This window comes from Rhizobiaceae bacterium, assembly GCA_023953835.1.
Lineage (GTDB): Bacteria > Pseudomonadota > Alphaproteobacteria > Rhizobiales > Rhizobiaceae > Mesorhizobium_G.
Genome location: JAMLJB010000001.1, coordinates 602,759 through 618,618, shown reverse-complemented (window position 1 = coordinate 618,618; position 15,860 = coordinate 602,759). Strand labels below are relative to the sequence as shown.

11 protein-coding genes and 1 tRNA gene are annotated in these 15,860 nt (G+C 64.1%); 4 read left to right on the top strand and 8 right to left on the bottom strand.

The annotated features are described in order from the left end of the window. Positions 1-53 precede the first annotated feature (53 nt). Complete coding sequence (locus M9924_02920; GenBank protein ID MCO5063348.1) at positions 54-2,012, top strand: acetoacetate--CoA ligase; 1,959 nt, start codon at positions 54-56, stop codon at positions 2,010-2,012. A gap of 249 nt (positions 2,013-2,261) precedes the next feature. Here the strand turns inward: M9924_02920 and M9924_02915 are convergent, their stop codons facing one another. From M9924_02915 to M9924_02905, 3 genes are all read right to left on the bottom strand, one after another. Continuing rightward, entirely contained in the window at positions 2,262-3,920 is a 1,659-nt protein-coding gene (locus M9924_02915; GenBank protein MCO5063347.1) for an iron ABC transporter permease, read from the bottom strand. 71 nt (positions 3,921-3,991) lie between these two features. Next, entirely contained in the window at positions 3,992-5,032 is a 1,041-nt protein-coding gene (locus M9924_02910; GenBank protein ID MCO5063346.1) for a Fe(3+) ABC transporter substrate-binding protein, read from the bottom strand. A gap of 200 nt (positions 5,033-5,232) precedes the next feature. Next, the gene (locus M9924_02905) at positions 5,233-8,271 is read right to left on the bottom strand and encodes a PAS domain S-box protein (protein MCO5063345.1); all 3,039 of its coding nucleotides are present in this window, start codon (positions 8,269-8,271) and stop codon (positions 5,233-5,235) included. A 234-nt stretch (positions 8,272-8,505) separates the two neighbouring features. Between M9924_02905 and M9924_02900 the strand changes: the two genes are divergently transcribed. Together M9924_02900 and M9924_02895 are read left to right on the top strand one after the other, a co-directional pair. Continuing rightward, a complete protein-coding gene (locus tag M9924_02900; GenBank protein MCO5063344.1) occupies positions 8,506-8,964 on the top strand; it encodes a phasin in 459 nt (152 codons plus the stop codon). A 198-nt stretch (positions 8,965-9,162) separates the two neighbouring features. Continuing rightward, a tRNA-His gene (locus M9924_02895) sits at positions 9,163-9,239 on the top strand. A 10-nt stretch (positions 9,240-9,249) separates the two neighbouring features. Here M9924_02895 and xseA read toward each other — a convergent pair. Continuing rightward, positions 9,250-10,812, bottom strand: a complete 1,563-nt coding sequence (gene xseA / locus M9924_02890) for an exodeoxyribonuclease VII large subunit (protein ID MCO5063343.1) — start codon at positions 10,810-10,812, stop codon at positions 9,250-9,252. A gap of 50 nt (positions 10,813-10,862) precedes the next feature. Beyond that, positions 10,863-11,813 (bottom strand): LysR substrate-binding domain-containing protein, encoded by a 951-nt coding sequence (locus tag M9924_02885; protein ID MCO5063342.1) that lies wholly within the window; start codon positions 11,811-11,813, stop codon positions 10,863-10,865. 166 nt (positions 11,814-11,979) lie between these two features. Between M9924_02885 and M9924_02880 the strand changes: the two genes are divergently transcribed. Beyond that, positions 11,980-12,264, top strand: coding sequence for a DUF1127 domain-containing protein (locus M9924_02880; protein ID MCO5063341.1), 285 nt, complete (start codon positions 11,980-11,982; stop codon positions 12,262-12,264). Between the two features lie 104 nt (positions 12,265-12,368). On the opposite strand, the gene M9924_02875 is transcribed toward M9924_02880, so the two are convergent. The 3 genes from M9924_02875 to M9924_02865 form a co-directional block, all read right to left on the bottom strand. Next, positions 12,369-13,346: a DUF937 domain-containing protein gene (locus M9924_02875; GenBank protein MCO5063340.1), complete on the bottom strand. Its 978-nt coding sequence runs from the start codon at positions 13,344-13,346 to the stop codon at positions 12,369-12,371. A gap of 226 nt (positions 13,347-13,572) precedes the next feature. Next, positions 13,573-14,457 (bottom strand): EamA family transporter, encoded by an 885-nt coding sequence (locus tag M9924_02870; protein MCO5063339.1) that lies wholly within the window; start codon positions 14,455-14,457, stop codon positions 13,573-13,575. Between the two features lie 25 nt (positions 14,458-14,482). Continuing rightward, the gene (locus tag M9924_02865) at positions 14,483-15,856 is read right to left on the bottom strand and encodes a glutamate--cysteine ligase (protein ID MCO5063338.1); all 1,374 of its coding nucleotides are present in this window, start codon (positions 15,854-15,856) and stop codon (positions 14,483-14,485) included. Between the last annotated feature and the right edge of the window lie 4 nt (positions 15,857-15,860).

Below are 15,860 nucleotides of genomic sequence, written 5' to 3'. Positions count from 1 at the left end.
CTTGCGGCGGCGCGCCGGAATATGCTTGATGCGCCGCAGATGGAGGAGCGAAAATGACAGACGAAAACCCCCTTTGGACGCCCTCTGCCGAGCGGATTTCTGCCGCTCCGCTGACGGATTTCATGCGGGCGGCGGCAAAGCGGGCGAACCGGACATTTGCCGGTTATGACGACCTGCACGCATGGTCCATCGAGGACCGCGAGGCGTTCTGGGACCTGCTGTGGGACTGGACAGGCGTTGTCGGCGAAAAGGGCGGCGTGGTGATCGCCGATGGCGACCGCATGCCCGGCGCGCGCTTCTTTCCCGAGGCGCGGCTGAATTTCGCCGAAAACCTGCTGCGCGGGAAGGGAGATGGCGACGCGCTGGTGTTCCGAGGCGAGGACAAGGTTTCGCGCCGTGTGAGCTGGGACGAATTGCATGCGGACGTCTCGCGGCTCCAGCAGCTTTTCGTCTCACTCGGCGTGAATCCGGGAGATCGCATCGCCGCAATGGTGCCCAATATGCCGGAGGCGGTGGTCGCCATGCTCGCGGCAACTTCCATCGGGGCGGTGTGGTCGTCCTGCTCGCCCGATTTCGGGGAGCAAGGGGTGCTGGACCGCTTCGGCCAGATCGAGCCGGTGCTGCTGATCGTGCCGGACGGCTACTGGTACGCCGGCAAGCGCATCGACGTGGCGGACAAGGTGGCGGCCATCGCGCGGAAACTGCCGACCGTGCGCCATGTGCTGGTGATCGACTATCTCGGCGATGCGGCGAAGCTCGCCGGGCGCATCGACAACGCCATGGTGCTGGGAGAGGCGATGGAGCCGTTCGCGCCGCTGCCGGTGACGTTCGAGCGACTGCCTTTCTCGCACCCGCTCTATATCCTTTATTCCTCGGGAACGACCGGAGTTCCGAAATGCATCGTGCATGGGGCGGGCGGCGCGCTGCTCCAGCATCTGAAGGAACACCGGCTGCATTGCGGCATCGGCGCGGGCGACCGGGTGTTTTACTTCACAACATGCGGCTGGATGATGTGGAACTGGCTGGTCTCCGCGCTCGCCAGCGAAGCGGCGCTGATGCTCTATGACGGCTCGCCCTTCCACCCGGACGGCAATGTGCTGTTCGACTATGCGCAGGCGGAGAGGTTCACGCTGTTCGGCACGTCCGCGAAATTCATCGACACGCTGCGCAAGTCGGGCCTGCGCCCGATGGATACGCACGACCTTTCGTCGATGCGAGCGCTGACCTCGACCGGATCGCCGCTGTCGCCCGAGGGCTTTGCCTTCGTCTATGACGGCATCAAGGCGGACGTGCATCTCGCGTCCATGTCGGGCGGCACCGACATCATGTGCTGCTTCGTGCTCGGCGTTCCGACAAGGCCCGTCTGGACGGGCGAGATACAAGCGGCGGGCCTCGGCATGGCGGTCGATGTCTGGGACGATGACGGCACGCCGATCCGCGAGGAAAAGGGCGAGCTTGTGTGCCACAAGGCGTTTCCGTCGATGCCGCTCGGCTTCTGGAACGACGAGGACGGATCGCGCTATCGCGCGGCCTATTTCGAGCGGTTCGACAATGTCTGGTGCCATGGCGATTTCGCCGAATGGACTGTGCATGGCGGAATGGTCATTCATGGGCGCTCGGACGCCACGCTGAACCCCGGCGGCGTGCGCATCGGCACGGCTGAGATCTACAATCAGGTCGAGCAGATGGAGGAAGTGGCCGAGGCGCTCTGCATCGGGCAGACTTTCGACAATGACGTGCGCGTGGTGCTGTTCGTGCGGCTCGCGGCGGGTGTCGTGCTGGACGACGATCTGCAGAAGCGGATCAGGGCGAGGATAAGGACCGGCGCCAGCCCCCGACACGTGCCGGCAAAGATCGTCGAGGTGTCCGACATCCCCCGCACGAAATCAGGCAAGATCACCGAGCTTGCCGTGCGCGATGTCGTGCACGGACGCCCGGTCAAGAACAAGGAGGCGCTGGCGAACCCCGAGGCGCTGGACCTGTTCAAGGATCGCCCGGAATTGGCGAACTGATGGTTAAGCGACGGTAAATGGGAAATTTACCGCGTTTAGAACTCATGGAACACAACGCTAAAGTGCCACTCTGCGGAGTAAGGTTTTGTTAACCCGAGATGGGGATAGTCCTCGCGAGTTTTGAGGAAAAGTTTCCGCGGCGGACGACTTTCCCGAGCCATTGTGGAACAGCAGCCCAATTCCCCTTCAAGGCGCCAACCGGCGCCTTTTTCTTTGCGCCGGTCAGTCCAAATCAATCCCGAGGCGATGCTACGCGCTGCGGTCGTCAGCGAGCATACGGGAGAGGATGGCGACGGGGATGAGCGCGGTTGCGACGATCGTCAGCGCCGCGAAGGCGCCGTCTTCGGGCACGCCGCGCGATGCCTGCTCATAGACATAGGTCGCCAGCGTGTTGAACCCGAAAGGCCGCAGCAAAATCGTCGCCGACAATTCCTTGATCGTATCGACGAAGACGAGCACGGCGGCGGTGAGGATGGCGGGCGTCAGCAAGGGCAGCAGGATCGCCTGCGCGCTTTGCCCGGCGGTGCGCCCCAGCGTGCGCGCGGCGGCTTCAATGTTTGGCGGCAGCTTGTCATGGCCGCTGCGGATCGCGCCTTCGGCGAGCGCGATGAAGCGGATGGTGCAGGCTATGATGACGGCAGCCGCCGAGCCCGTGAAGACGAGGCCCGTGGAATAGTCAAAGATCGAGCGTGACATCCGGTCGATCATGGCGTCCGTGCTGCCCAGCACGAATAACAGGCCGAGCGCCAGAATGCCGCCCGGCAGCGCGTAGCCCATCGAGGCGATGCGCGCTTCGACCGGAAGCATGCGCGAGCGCGTATAGCGGCTGGCATAGGTGAGCAATCCGGCGATGAGGACGGTGAGGATTGCGGTGATGCCGGCGGTCAGGACGCTGGTTGCGAAGGCGCTTGCCAGTTCGCCGGTAAAGGCAAGATCGAGGCGACGCCAGGCGTAGCCCCCGAAAACATAGAGCGGGACGCCGAAGCCGATCAGCGCTGGCAGGGCAAGCAGCACAGGCGCGGCAATGGCCTTTGCACCATGGAGCCTCTGGCGAGGTGGGCGCGCCTTGAGCTGGGATGCGCGCTGGGCGGCATAGCGCTGCTGGCGTCGCGCCCAGCTTTCCGCAATCAGCAGCGCGGCGACGATAGCAAGCAGGACAAGCGCGATCTGCGCGCCGCCCGCGAGGCTGCCGCGATTGAGCCATGTCGCATAAACGGAAAAGGTCAGCGTGCGCACGCCGAGATATTCCGAAGCGCCGATGTCGTTCAGCGTTTCCATCAGGACGAGGGCGACCCCAGCCACGACGGCAGGCCGGGCAAGCGGCAGCAGAACCTTGAAGAAGGTGCGCGCACGGTTTGCGCCGAGCGTGCGGGCCGCATCGGCGACGCCGCGTCCCTGCATGAGAAAAACGACACGCGCGGTCATATAGACGTAAGGATAGAGCACGCAGGTCATGACCAGCGCCGCGCCGCCTGTCGAGCGGATATCCGGAAACCAGTAATCGCGGATGGACTGGAAGCCGAACAGCGCACGAATGAGGGACTGGACCGGCCCGGTGAAGTGGAAGAACTCGCCAAGCGCATAGGCGGCGAGATAGGGCGGTACCGCCAGCGGCAGGACGATTGCCCAGGCAAGCGTGCGCCGAAAAGGGAATTCGAAGGCGGCGATCAGATAGGCGCTGAACACACCGATCACCGCCGTTGCGGCAGACACCATCGTCAGCAGCCAAAGCGTCGTGGCGGCCGACTGCGGCAACACATTGCGGATGACATGTGGCCAGTCGTCACCTGAACCCGTCAGCGCAATGGCGACGAGGGCAAGCACGGGAAGCGCCACGAGAAATGCTATGATCGCGGATGCGGTTTGCAGCCAGGGATGGCGCGGTATCGCCGCCGGCAGCGGAATCATGGGCCGGGAATGCCGAAGAGCCGGGGCGTGGTCGCGCCCCGGCTCAAGTTGAAGCTGTTGCTGTTGGCCGCTCAGCTGCTCGGACCGTCGTCGAGGCCGACGCGGTCGACCATTTCGGAAGCCTCCTTGCGATGGCTCGCAATGTCCACCAGCGGCAGCGTGTCCGCTTTCAGCTCGCCGAAAGACCGCACGATCTCTGACGGTTCAAGACCGTTCTCCACCGGATATTCGAAGTTCTTCTCGGCATAGACGCGCTGCGCCTCGTCGCTCGACAGGAACTGGATCAGCTTGACCGCATCGTCCTTGTGCGGGGCGTATTTTGCAAGTGCCGCGCCGGAAATGTTGACGTGCGTCAGGCCGTTTTCAAAGGTCGGGAAAATGACGTTGATGGCATTGCCCCATTCCTTTTCCTCGGGTTCCTTCTCGTTGGTGCGCATCAGGCCGACATAATAGGTGTTGCCGATCGCGATGTCGCATTCGCCCGCCGCGATGGACTTGGCCTGCGAACGATCCGCGCCATCCGGCTTGTGCGCCAGGTTCGCCTTGAGGCCCTTCATCCATTCCTCGGTCTTTTCCGGACCCCAATGGGCGATGGCCGCGCCGAACAGGCCGAGATTGTAGTCATGCTGGCCCGAACGCATGCAGATCTTGCCTTTCCATTTCGGATCGGCGAGTTCGGCATAGGTAATCGCCGTGTCCTTGACGCGATCCTTGGAGGCGTAGACGACGCGGGCGCGCTTGGTGAGGCCGAACCAATGGCCTTCCGGGTCGCGGTATTCGGCCGAAATGTTCTTGTTGATCGTCTCGTCATCGAGCGGCTGGGTGATGCCCTTTTCCTTCGCGTTGGTCAGACGTGCGATATCGACCGTCATGATGACGTCGGCAGGCGAATTCTGGCCTTCGGCGAGAATGCGCTCTTCAAGCCCCTTGTCGAGGAAAAGCACCTGGGTCTTGATTCCGGTTTCCTTGGTGAACACGTCCAGCACAGACTGGATGAGGGCTGGCTGGCGATAGGTGTAGATGTTGACCACACCGTCTGCGAGCGCGCTGCCTGAACTGAGTGCTGCCGCGACTGTCGCGAGCACAAATGTCCGTAGCGGATTGATCTTCATCGTCGCTCCCTCTTCTAGCATAAGGCCGCGCGGCGCGCGGATGACGCCCTCATTTATCATTTATGCGCGGCGGTCAACAGAAAGCTCAATAAATTCAATTGTTTAGAATTCTTCTAAAGTGGACAAAAACTTGCATGATTCAAGGGGCTTCACACAGGCTGCAGCCAATGGATCACCAAAATGTGACATGTCTGATCAAGTTATTGGGCCAGAACCCTTGTCGAGGCGAAGGTGATCTCGACCAGCGTGCCTTCGCCGGGGTCGGATTCGATCGAAAACCGCGCGCGATTGGCCTCTGCCATTGCCTTTGTAAGGGGCAGGCCAAGCCCGGTGCCGTCGCCCCGCGCGCGCTGCAACGCATTGATCTGCCTGAAAGGCTTCATGGCCTGCTCGATTTCCGCCTGGCTCATGCCGACGCCCGTGTCGCGGACCCGCATCACCACGTCGCCGCTCTTTTCATAGGTCGTGGACACGACGACCTGGCCGCCCGCCTGCGTGTAGCGCACGGCGTTGGACAGGATGTTGAGCGCGATCTGCTTGACGCTGCGCAGGTCCGCCACGATGTCGGGCAGGCGGGGGTAGAGGCTGGAGCGGATGATGACGCGCTCCCGATTGGCCTGCGGCTGCATGATGGCGACGGCTTCGGAGAGCACGTCGTTGAGCGACACGGCCTCGTAGTTCATCTCCTGCTGGCCGGCCTCGATCTTTGAAATGTCGAGCAAATCGTTCACGAGATCGAGCACATGCGAGCCGGAACGGTTGATGTCGCGCAGGTAGTCGCGATAGCGGTCGTTGGAAATCGTGCCGAAGCGCTCGTCGAGCATCAACTCGGAAAAGCCGATGATGGCGTTGAGCGGCGTGCGTATCTCGTGGCTGACGCGGGCGAGGAATTCGCTCTTCTGTGAGGAGGCGTGCTCGGCCTCGGCTTTTGCCTTGGTCAATTCCTCTTCGGCGCGCTTCCATTGCGTGATGTCGCGCACCACGGCGCAGAAGCCACCGTCGCCCGGCAGGCGGCCGATGGTCATGAACATCGGAATGAGATTGCCCTCGGCCTCGCGCCCGATCACCTCGCGCCCGTCATTGAGCACGCTGGCGACCCCGTTCTGGGCGAGGCTCGCCAGATAATCGGAGACGGCCTGCTGGCTCTCGATGGCGAAGAGCGACACAAGCGGCCTGCCGCGCACATCGCTGCCGTCGAAGCCGAACAAGGCTTCCGCCGGGTGGCTGATCGAGCGGATCGCGCCGTCGCGGTCAATGAGGATGACGCCGTCGGTGGCGGTGTCCACAATGGTCCGCATCTCTTCCAGACGCGTGCGCATTTCCTCCAGCGCCTCGGTGTCGGCGGCGTCCCCGGCCTTGCGCACGACCAGCATGAGCGCGCGCTTGCCCGCCCAGGGCACGAAGCGCATCAGCGCCTCGACCGGAAACTCCATGCCGTCGCTGGCGCGCATCCTGATTTTATGGCCGGTCTCCGATTCCGGCTCGTCATATGGTTCGGGGAAAAGCGCATCCAGCCCGCCCGCCTGAACGAGTTCGGCCAGTTCCTCATAATCGGTCAGGCCGAGAAATTCGGGGTTGGCGTAGTGGAGCACATCGCCGGAGTGAATGAGGATCGGCACCGGCAGCTTGTCGAGGATCGAGGTGTCCGTCCTCGGTGTCTCCACGGGCGGCGTGACGGCGACGGGCGGCTCCGGCGGCGGTGCGGGCAGCTCCGGCGGCGGGGGCAGCAATTCGGGGGCCGGGGGTTCCGGCGTCGCGGGAGGCACGGCCTGCGGCTGCCCCTGCCATTTGCGGCCCACCATGGTTATGTTGCCGATCCGGGCGCTCGCCGTGCGGCCCGCCTGCGGCGCAGGCACGGTCTCAGTGGGCTCCGGGGGCGGAGGCGGTGCGGCGCTGGTCCGCTCCTGCTTCTGGTCGCGCTTCAGCCGCTCGCCGATCTCGCGAAATGCGATGCGTTCCGTAGCACTCAGGCCGCCGCGCTGCGCCGGTCGTTCGGGGATGTCTGGCGTTGCTAGCGCGGGGGTCTCGCCCTGGAACGGATCGTCATCCTCGTCCGCTCCGGCATCGCCGGTCCCTCCATTCGCGGCCGTGAATCCGTCCAGCGAACCGGGGGTAAGCGAAAGCCCGATCTTTTCCGGATCGTCGACCGCCTCATCCAGCCTGAGTATGCCGAAGCCGCGAAATCCCTCGAAATTACGTGAGCGGTCATAGGTTGGCAGCGCGGCGAGGTCGACCGGGGCATGCTGCGCCGTGCCAGTGATGGGCCACATCACCGTGCGGCCCGACCAGGTTTCCCGCCGCTCCATCAGGCCCGCAATCTCGCGGTCCGGGTCCATGCCGAATACCGTCGCGACGGTGGCGAAATGCCTGCCCAGAATGTCGGCTGCGGGTGCGCCGACCGCAGCGACGAACTCGTCGGAAATCGCGTTGAAGCGGCCTTCCGGGTCGGTGCGCCACACAAAACGCACGGATGAAACGGAATCCTGTGCCGGGGAGATGGAGGTCGGATTCTTCGGCGATGCCGTCTCCGCGCGCCCAAAGACTGCGGTCGGCAGCGCGCGCGCCGGTTCCTGTTCCGTCATGTCGTCTTCGAGCACGATCAGCAGGTGCAGGGCCGGATCGTCCGCCAGTCGGGCAAGGGCGCAGGGAAAGCGGCCCGACGGGGTGGCAATGGAGCGCTTGACCAGCCGGTCGGTCTCGGCACGCACCTCACTTATCAAGCCGCCGATCTCGCTGGACGGAATGCGGAGCTTTTCCAGCCCCGGCGTCGATGCGACGATCTCGCCGTTGCCGGAGATGATGGCCGCCGACTGTCCGTCGCGCACAAGACCGTGCAGCGCACGCGTGGCCGTTTCATCCGTGCCGGGCGTGGCATCTGCACCGACGGCAAGCAGGATCGCGCTCTCGCCGTCCGGCAACGTCAGGCCGCTCGCCGACATGGCGACCGCGGCATAGGAGGTGCCGGAGGGGAGGCGCACCACGACGCTGCGGTCCGCGCCAATGTCGGGGAAGCCGCCAAGCGATTCGATCTGTCGCCGCGCGATGGCGCCGATCCCGGATTCCTGGCCGATGGCGTCCTCGACATCGGGATAGCCGAGCAGGTTGGCGCCCGCGCCGTTGGCCCAGACGATCCGGTCGAGCGTGCGTGTCAGGACGACGAGCGAATCGCCGCGCACGAAGCGCTGGCGGATGCCGTCGAGCACCGCGACATCGACGAATGAATACGGTCTGGCTTCCATTCCCCACCAATAGCGGCTGTCCCGGCCGCAGTTCAATTAACGCTTTGTTAATAATAGCTATCCGCCTGGCCGTCCATTGCCGAGGCTTATTTGGAACCACTAAACTTGAGCTGTGGTTAACGTCTTTCCGGCCTGTCTACCGCACCGCAACATTTTTGTTGCATTGCACAAAAAACGAGTCTATATTGGCTGCATAACAACCAAGAGAGGCCCGCATCACGGGCTGGTAAAGGAATGGAAATGGCCAAGACTGCTGAACGCATTGATACCGTTGAATTCCCGACCTTTGACGCCAACAAGGCCACCGAACAGCTCCGCTCTTTCGCTGAAAAGGGTGTGGAGCAGTCCAAGGAAGCCTATGCCAAGCTGAAGACCGGTGCGGATGAAGCGCAGAAGGTTCTCGAAACGACTTTCGACGCCGTCAAGACTGCCGGGTCGGACCTGTCCTACAAGACCATCGCTACGCTGCGCGCCAACACCGACGCGGGCTTCAATCATATTGAAGCGCTGATCGGCGCGAAGTCGCTTTCGGAAGTCGTCGAGCTTCAGACCGCTTTTGTCCGCAAGGGCTTTGAGACGGCTGTCGAGCAGGCGAAGGACTTCCAGGCTGCCGCCCAGAAGGCCGCCGAGGACGTTTCGAAGCCGATCAAGGGCGCTTTCGAGAAGGCTACGAACGACCTCAAGGTTGCGTAAAGCGTAAACCGAAAACCGCCGGGCGTTTCCTCCTCCCTACGCTCGTCGGCACAGGCCGGCCAAAAGCCGGTCAGAAATGGAAAAGGCCCGGATCTCCTCCCCCGGGCCTTTTCTTTTTTGGCGCACCAACATTGAGAAGGAACAGCCTTGCAATGTCGGCCGTTTGTCCGTAAGTGACGCGTCGTCCCGACACGGCATGCAGTTGTAGCTCAGCTGGTTAGAGCGCTGGTTTGTGGCACCAGAGGTCGGTGGTTCGAACCCACCCAACTGTACCATCTCCAAAAATCAGAACAGGCTGCCCTGGCCGCCCGATCCCGACGAAGGCTTTGTCCTGGGCCGCGCGGGCCTGTCCTCGCCGCCGGTCGCAATCGCATCGGCCTTGCCGTCCGCGAACTGGATGGCGAGCCGCTGCCCTGCCGAGACCTCGCGCGCCTGCTTTATGAGGCTGCCGTCGGAATCGAGCACGAGCGCGAAGCCGCGCGCCAGAACGGCCTGATGGGACAGGCTGGACAGCAGTCGCTCGCATTGGGAAAGCTGCCTGTGCAGGCGCTCGAACCGCGCCAGAAACGCCTGGTCGCGTCGGCGCACGAGCAGCGACAGGCGCTCGCGCGAGGCCGTCGTTCTTCGCCCGACCGGCTCGACCGAGACGCGGCGGGCAATCTGGTCGAGATGCGCGCGGTGCGTGCGCAGCAAGCCGCGCAATGCCGCCTCGATCCGGCCCTCGCTCGCGGCGAGGTTGCGCTTTGCTTCGCCGAAACGCCTGACCAAGGTGGCGGGTGTGAGCCGCACCGCCGCATAGCGTGACCGTTTGGCCTGCGCGCTGACATCGAGCGCGCGGCCCAGCCTGCCGCCGACTTCGTCGAGGCTCCGGCGAGGACCCGCGAACAACTGGTCCGCCGATGGCAGCACGCGCGCCGCCGCGCGCAGTTCGGCGCGCTTGCGCTCGACATGGCGCGACAGGCCGCCGCCAAGCCGCGCCGCGAAGTTTGCAAGCGTGGCTTCCAGTTCCGCCTTGACCGGCACCGCGATTTCGGCCGCGCCGGTGGGTGTCGGTGCGCGCACATCCGCCACATAGTCGATCAGCGTCCAGTCCGTCTCATGCCCCACCGCCGATATGACCGGAATGGCCGATTGTGCGACGGCGCGGGCGAGGATCTCGTCGTTGAAGCCCCATAGGTCTTCGAGACTGCCGCCGCCGCGCGCCACGATCAGCAGGTCGGGGCGGCGGATCGCGCCGTCCTGTCCAAGCGCATTGAAGCCCTGCACCGCAGCACTGACTTCAGCACCTGTCGTCTCGCCCTGCACACGCACCGGCCACACGATCACATGCAGCGGAAAACGGTCCTTGATGCGGTGAAGAATGTCGCGGATCACCGCACCCGTGGGCGATGTGATGACGCCGATGACGCCCGGCATATAGGGCAGGGGCCGCTTGCGCGCCGCGTCGAACAGGCCCTCGGCCTGAAGCCTGCGCTTGCGCTCTTCGAGCAGCGCCATCAGCGCGCCCGCGCCTGCCGGTTCCAGATTGTCTATCACGATCTGGTATTTCGACGAGCCCGGATAGGTGGTCAGCTTGCCCGACGCGATGACTTCCATGCCCTCCTCGGGCCGGAAGCGCAGGCGGCTCATTGTGCCGCGCCAGATCACCGCTTCGATGCGCGCGCGGTCGTCCTTGAGTGCGAAATAGGCGTGGCCGGACGAATGCGGGCCGCGATAGCCGGAGATTTCGCCGCGAACCCGCACATTGCCGAACGCATCTTCCACGGTGCGCTTCAGCGCGCCGGAAATCTCCGACACGGTGTATTCGGTCGCGTTGGTCGCAGAATCGGTTTCGAACGGCTCGCTCATGCCCGGATTGGGGCGGTTTGCGGCGGAAAGGTCAAGGGGCCGCGCGAACCCTACCAGGCGGCGGTGAGCGGCTTGCTGCGCTTGGCGCGGGCGGTGGCGTAGGCGGCGAAATCGATTGCGCCGGCTTCATCCGGCAACGGCACGGAGATGTTGTCGAGGCTTTCCGTGATGTGCTGGGCCAATGCCTCCACCAGCCGGGGATGCTCGCTCTTGCCGCGCAGGATACCGATCCGGCATTCGGGTAGCGCGCCGAAGCCGTCGGCCTCCGTCAACACGCGCATTCCGGGCCGCAGCGCGCATTCGGCCAGCACCGACACCGCCAGCCCGGACAGCACGGCGGCGGCGATCACCGTGGCGGAAAAGCTGGTGAACAGCACCCGGTAGTCGCGCCCCATCTGCTCCAGCACGTCGGTGCCCGCGCGCCGCCAGATGCAGTTCGGGCGACCGAAGGCAACAGGCAGCGGCGTCTCCTCATGCACAGTGTGGTTGGCCGAGGTGACCCATAGCAACGGCTCGGTGCGCACGATTTCCGACGGCCCCTTTTCCTCATTGTGGGTGACGATGGCGATGTCGAGATTGCCGTTGCGGATATGGTCGCGCAGGCCGGGCGTCGGCTCGCAGATGACCGACATTTCCACGCGCGGATTGGACCGCGAGAACCGCGCCATGATCTCGGGCAGGAAACGGTCGGCGTAGTCGTCCGGCGTGCCGATGCGGATATGACCCTCAAGGCTCGAATCGTCGAAGGCCGCAAGGATTTCCCGGTTCAGCCGGATGATGCGCCGGGCATAGTTGAGCAGCTTTTCGCCATCCTCGGTCAGGCGGTTGGTGCGCCCGTCCTTCTCGAACAGCGGCTTTCCGATGCGTTCCTCAAGCCGCCGCATCTGCATGGAGACAGCCGATTGGGTGCGGTGCACTTCCGACGCGGTGCGCGTGAAACTTCCGGTGTCGGCAATGGTTACGAAAGTGTGCAACTGGTCCAGGTCGAGCGGCGCTTGCATTGGAACAATCCATCATTGAAGTTGATGGCACACATTAAAAACATTCGTTGGATAAATCAATCGGGCTGTGAGAGAAGAGCGACGTTCAACACAGGTTCACGCGGTTTCGCAACCTGTGCGCGCAGGCTGCGCGCATGGCCGATATGCGCGTGGAAGGAGACATGCCATGACGACGATCGACCTCGAGGCCCCCGCATTTGCCGCCACCGCGCGCGAAGGCGCAGCGCGCCGCGTGGCCAAACGGATCGCCGCCGGCTATCGCGCATGGCAAAACCGGCGCGCCTTCTATCGCCTGAGCGACATGTCGGACATCGAATTGCACGACATCGGCCTTACGCGGGGCGACCTGTCGGTGGCCGTTTCGCTCGGAAACGACCCGACCGCAAACCTGCGCGCCATCACGAATTCCCGGCGCGAAAACGTGGAACCTTTCTCCGCGACGCGCATTTAAGGATCGCAGGCTTCGAAGCTGTCCCCCGCTCGAAATCGCCGGTCCCCTCCCGGTCCAGCCTGCAATAATGCCCGGCCTCCCCAGCGAGGCCGGGCAATTTTGTTTCAGCGATAGCGATCCAGCCCGCGCCGGTACTGCTCGAAAATATTGTCGATGCCCTTCTGGTAGTCGTCGCCCATCTGCCGCCCGGGCTCGACCATCTTGCCGAAAATGTCCTCCAGCGGATTCTTGGCAGGCGGCGAACGACGCTGCGGCGCGGGCGAACGGTCCTGCCCCGGCTGTCCGCCGCGCAGGATCTGGTCCAGAATGTCGCCGAATGGATTGTCGCCGGGCGACTGCGGTGCGCCGCGCGGTGAAGGCTGGCCGCGCTGTTCCTGCCCGCTCTGCGCCTGCCCGCCACGCAGGATCTGGCCGAGGATTTCCCCAAGCGGATTGTTACCGAGAGGATTGTCGCCTTGCGGAGCGCGATCGCCGGGCGCCTGCCGCTGCCCACCGCCGAGAATGTCTTCCAGCATCTTTCCGAAGGGATTGTCCGCGCCCTGCGGCTGCCGTGGCTGTTGCGGGGTCGGGGCGGGCGCCTGCTGCGCGCCGCCCTGGCGCATCATCTGGTCGATGAGTTCGCCGAGCGGATTGTTCGAACCGCCGAAGCCGCCGGCAGCCATGCGGCTGTTGGTCTGCTGGGCCAGCCCGCCCATCAGCATGGCGGCGAGCGCGGGCAGCATCTGCTTGATGACCTGCTGGCCGATTCCGGTCGCCTGCGACGCCTGTTCGGCAACGGCGCGGGAGACGTCCTTCGAGCCGAACAGATGGCCGAGAATGCCGTTGCCCTCGGCCATGCCCTGCGGGGTGAAGGCGGCGCTGCCGTCCTCGACATATTGGGCGTGCTGGCCGGTCGCGAGCGCCGAAAGGAACGTGCCGAAGCCGTAGGGATCGGCGGCGTTCTGCTTTAACCCCTGGCTGAAAGCGGGGAGCAGGGCTTCCACCGCGTCCTGGGTCTGCTGCGGCGACAGGTTGAACTGCCGCGCCAGCGCCTCGATGCCGTTGCCGTTCTGTGAACTGGCCAGAATGTCGAACAGGTTCATGTCATTTCGCTCCACACCACCGTGGCGCGCACTCTAGAGCGTTTCACAGTTAGTTTGAAGCATTCTGCCGGGCCGGTTTGCGCCAAATCCTTCGGTCTTTGTCTTGTCCGGGCCACCAGCCCGACCTGCGACAAACCCCTTGGCCTTGCCGCAAACCGTCGCCGGCAGAATGCTTCAAACTAACTGCGAAACGCTCTAGCGAATAAACGCGAAGATTGCAGAGGGTTTATCGCCTGAGTATGTGGGCGAGCCGTCCGCCGAACAGGTTCACGACAAGCCCCGCGATCACGAGGGCCGCTGCGGCGAATTTCCATGGTTCCATTGGCTCGCCCAGAAGCACGGCGGAGCCGAGGAAACCGAACACGGGCACCAGAAGGGTGAAGGGCGCGACCGTCGCGACGGGGTAGATGCCGAGCAGCCGGGACCAGGCCGCAAAGCCGAACAGCGTCGAAATATAGACGATATAGGCAACCGAACCCAACGAGACCCAGTCGAGATGGGTGAAGCTGCGGACGAACGCGTCCGGTTCGAGCAGCAGGGCGACCAGCAGCAGGGGTGGCACGGCAAGCAGGCTGCCCCAGCAGACAAGGCCCAGCATATCCTCCGAGCCATAGCGGTTCGAGATGATGCGCGAGACGATGTTGCCCGCGCCCCATGCCGCTGCCGCCGCGACAAGCAGCATCAGGCCCCGGAAGGTGATGTCGCCGCCCACATGCGCGGCGACGACGCCGATGCCGCCAAAGGCGATCAATGCGCCGAGCGCCTGCCAGACATTGGGCCGCTCGCCGAGCACCGCGACGGAAAGCCCGATCGTGAAGAATACCTGCAATTGCAGGAGCAGCGAGGACAGACCGGCGCTCATGCCAACCTGCATCGCCGTGAACAGCAGGCCGAATTGCAGGGCGAAGATGAACAGGCTGTAGAGCGCGATCAGACTGAGCGGGGCTTTCGGCCTGCGAACGAAGAATATCCACGGCAGCGCCGCCAGCGTGAAGCGCGCGACACCGAGCGCCAGCGGCGAGACTTGCCGCAGGCCGAGCTTGATGATCGCGAAATTGACGCCCCAGAAGAAAACGATGGTCAGCGCGAGAAGCAGGTGACGAGGTTGCATCGGTGCTCGTTAGCACCAGCACCCGCTAGTACGCATATTCCATGAACACAGGTTCGATGGAGCCACCCCAGCGCGTGTGATAGGCGTTCAGCATCTCCTCCGCGCTCGTGCTGCCGCGGGCGACGACCTCGTCCAGCGTCGAAAGGAAATGCGTCTCGTCGAAACCGTCGCGATTGGTGCGGTTGCGCCGTTTCAGGCCGGCCCGCGCCATGGCGAGCGTTTCGCCTGCCACCTCGCGCAGGGTCCGGTTCCGGAACACGGCGGAAATGCCCTCGACGGGAACGGCATTGCGCATGGCGTTCACCTCCTCGTAGGTCCAGTCGCGGGTCATCGCTTCCGCATCGTCCAGCGCCTCGTCGTCATAGAGCAAGCCGACCCAGAAGGCCGGCAGCGCACAGATGCGCCGCCACGGCCCGCCGTCCGCGCCGCGCATTTCGAGAAATCGCTTGAGCCGCACATCCGGGAAGAGCGTGGAAAGATGGTTCGCCCAGTCGCCCATCGTGGCGAGGCCGTCCGGGATTTCGTTGCGCGCCGCCCCCGCCATGAACTGGCGGAACGTCATGTGGGTCATGTCGTGATAGACGCCGTCGCGAATGACGAAATACATCGGCACGTCGAGCGCCCATTCGACATAGTCGGCGAATCCGAACTCAGGCGAGAAGCAGAATGGCAGCAGGCCGGAGCGCTGGTTGTCCGTGTCGCGCCAGATGTCGCCGCGCCAGCTTTGCAGGCCGTTCGGCACGCCATCCGTGAACGGCGAATTTGCGAACAGGGCGGTCGCCAGCGGTTGCAGCTTGAGCGAGACCTGCATCTTGCGGCGCATGTCGGCCTCGGACGAGAAGTCGAGATTCACCTGTATGGTGCAGGTGCGGTACATCATGTCGAGGCCCTTGGAGCCGACCTTCGGCATATAGCGCGTCATGATCTCATAGCGCGATTTCGGCATGCGCGGCGTTTCGGCCAGCGTCCATTTCGGGCTGCCGCCGAGGCCAAGGAAGCGGATTCCGAGCGGCTCGGCGATTTCGCGCACCTGCGCCAGATGCGCGTTGCCTTCGCGGCAGGTCTGGTGGATCGTTTCGAGGGGCGCGCCGGACAGTTCGAACTGGCCTCCGGGTTCCAGCGATATGGCGCCCTGGCCGGTGGGTTCGACAAGGCCGATGATGCGCCCGCAATCGAGAATCGGGTCCCAGCCCAGCGTGCGCTGCATGCCTTCCAGCAGCGCCCGGATGCCACGGTCTCCGCCATAGGGAACCGGCGCATTGCCGTCCACGTAGAAGGGAAATTTCTCGTGTTCGGTGCCGATGCGCCATTTCTCGCGCGGTTTGGAGCCGGCTGCGAGATAGCCGACGAGTTCGTCGAATGTTTCGATCGGCTGGAAGTCGGTGGTGTCGCGCGCCATGTCG

Bases quoted from the DNA above. Each gene is read 5' to 3' on its own strand.
- M9924_02885 (MCO5063342.1), bottom strand. From the start codon at position 11,813: ATGCAAGCGCCGCTCGACCTGGACCAGTTGCACACTTTCGTAACCATT.
- M9924_02910 (MCO5063346.1), bottom strand. From the start codon at position 5,032: ATGAAGATCAATCCGCTACGGACATTTGTGCTCGCGACAGTCGCGGCA.
- M9924_02900 (MCO5063344.1), top strand. From the start codon at position 8,506: ATGGAAATGGCCAAGACTGCTGAACGCATTGATACCGTTGAATTCCCG.
- M9924_02920 (MCO5063348.1), top strand. From the start codon at position 54: ATGACAGACGAAAACCCCCTTTGGACGCCCTCTGCCGAGCGGATTTCT.
- M9924_02915 (MCO5063347.1), bottom strand. From the start codon at position 3,920: ATGATTCCGCTGCCGGCGGCGATACCGCGCCATCCCTGGCTGCAAACC.
- M9924_02875 (MCO5063340.1), bottom strand. From the start codon at position 13,346: ATGAACCTGTTCGACATTCTGGCCAGTTCACAGAACGGCAACGGCATC.
- xseA (MCO5063343.1), bottom strand. From the start codon at position 10,812: ATGAGCGAGCCGTTCGAAACCGATTCTGCGACCAACGCGACCGAATAC.
- M9924_02905 (MCO5063345.1), bottom strand. From the start codon at position 8,271: ATGGAAGCCAGACCGTATTCATTCGTCGATGTCGCGGTGCTCGACGGC.
- M9924_02880 (MCO5063341.1), top strand. From the start codon at position 11,980: ATGACGACGATCGACCTCGAGGCCCCCGCATTTGCCGCCACCGCGCGC.
- M9924_02865 (MCO5063338.1), bottom strand. From the start codon at position 15,856: ATGGCGCGCGACACCACCGACTTCCAGCCGATCGAAACATTCGACGAA.
- M9924_02870 (MCO5063339.1), bottom strand. From the start codon at position 14,457: ATGCAACCTCGTCACCTGCTTCTCGCGCTGACCATCGTTTTCTTCTGG.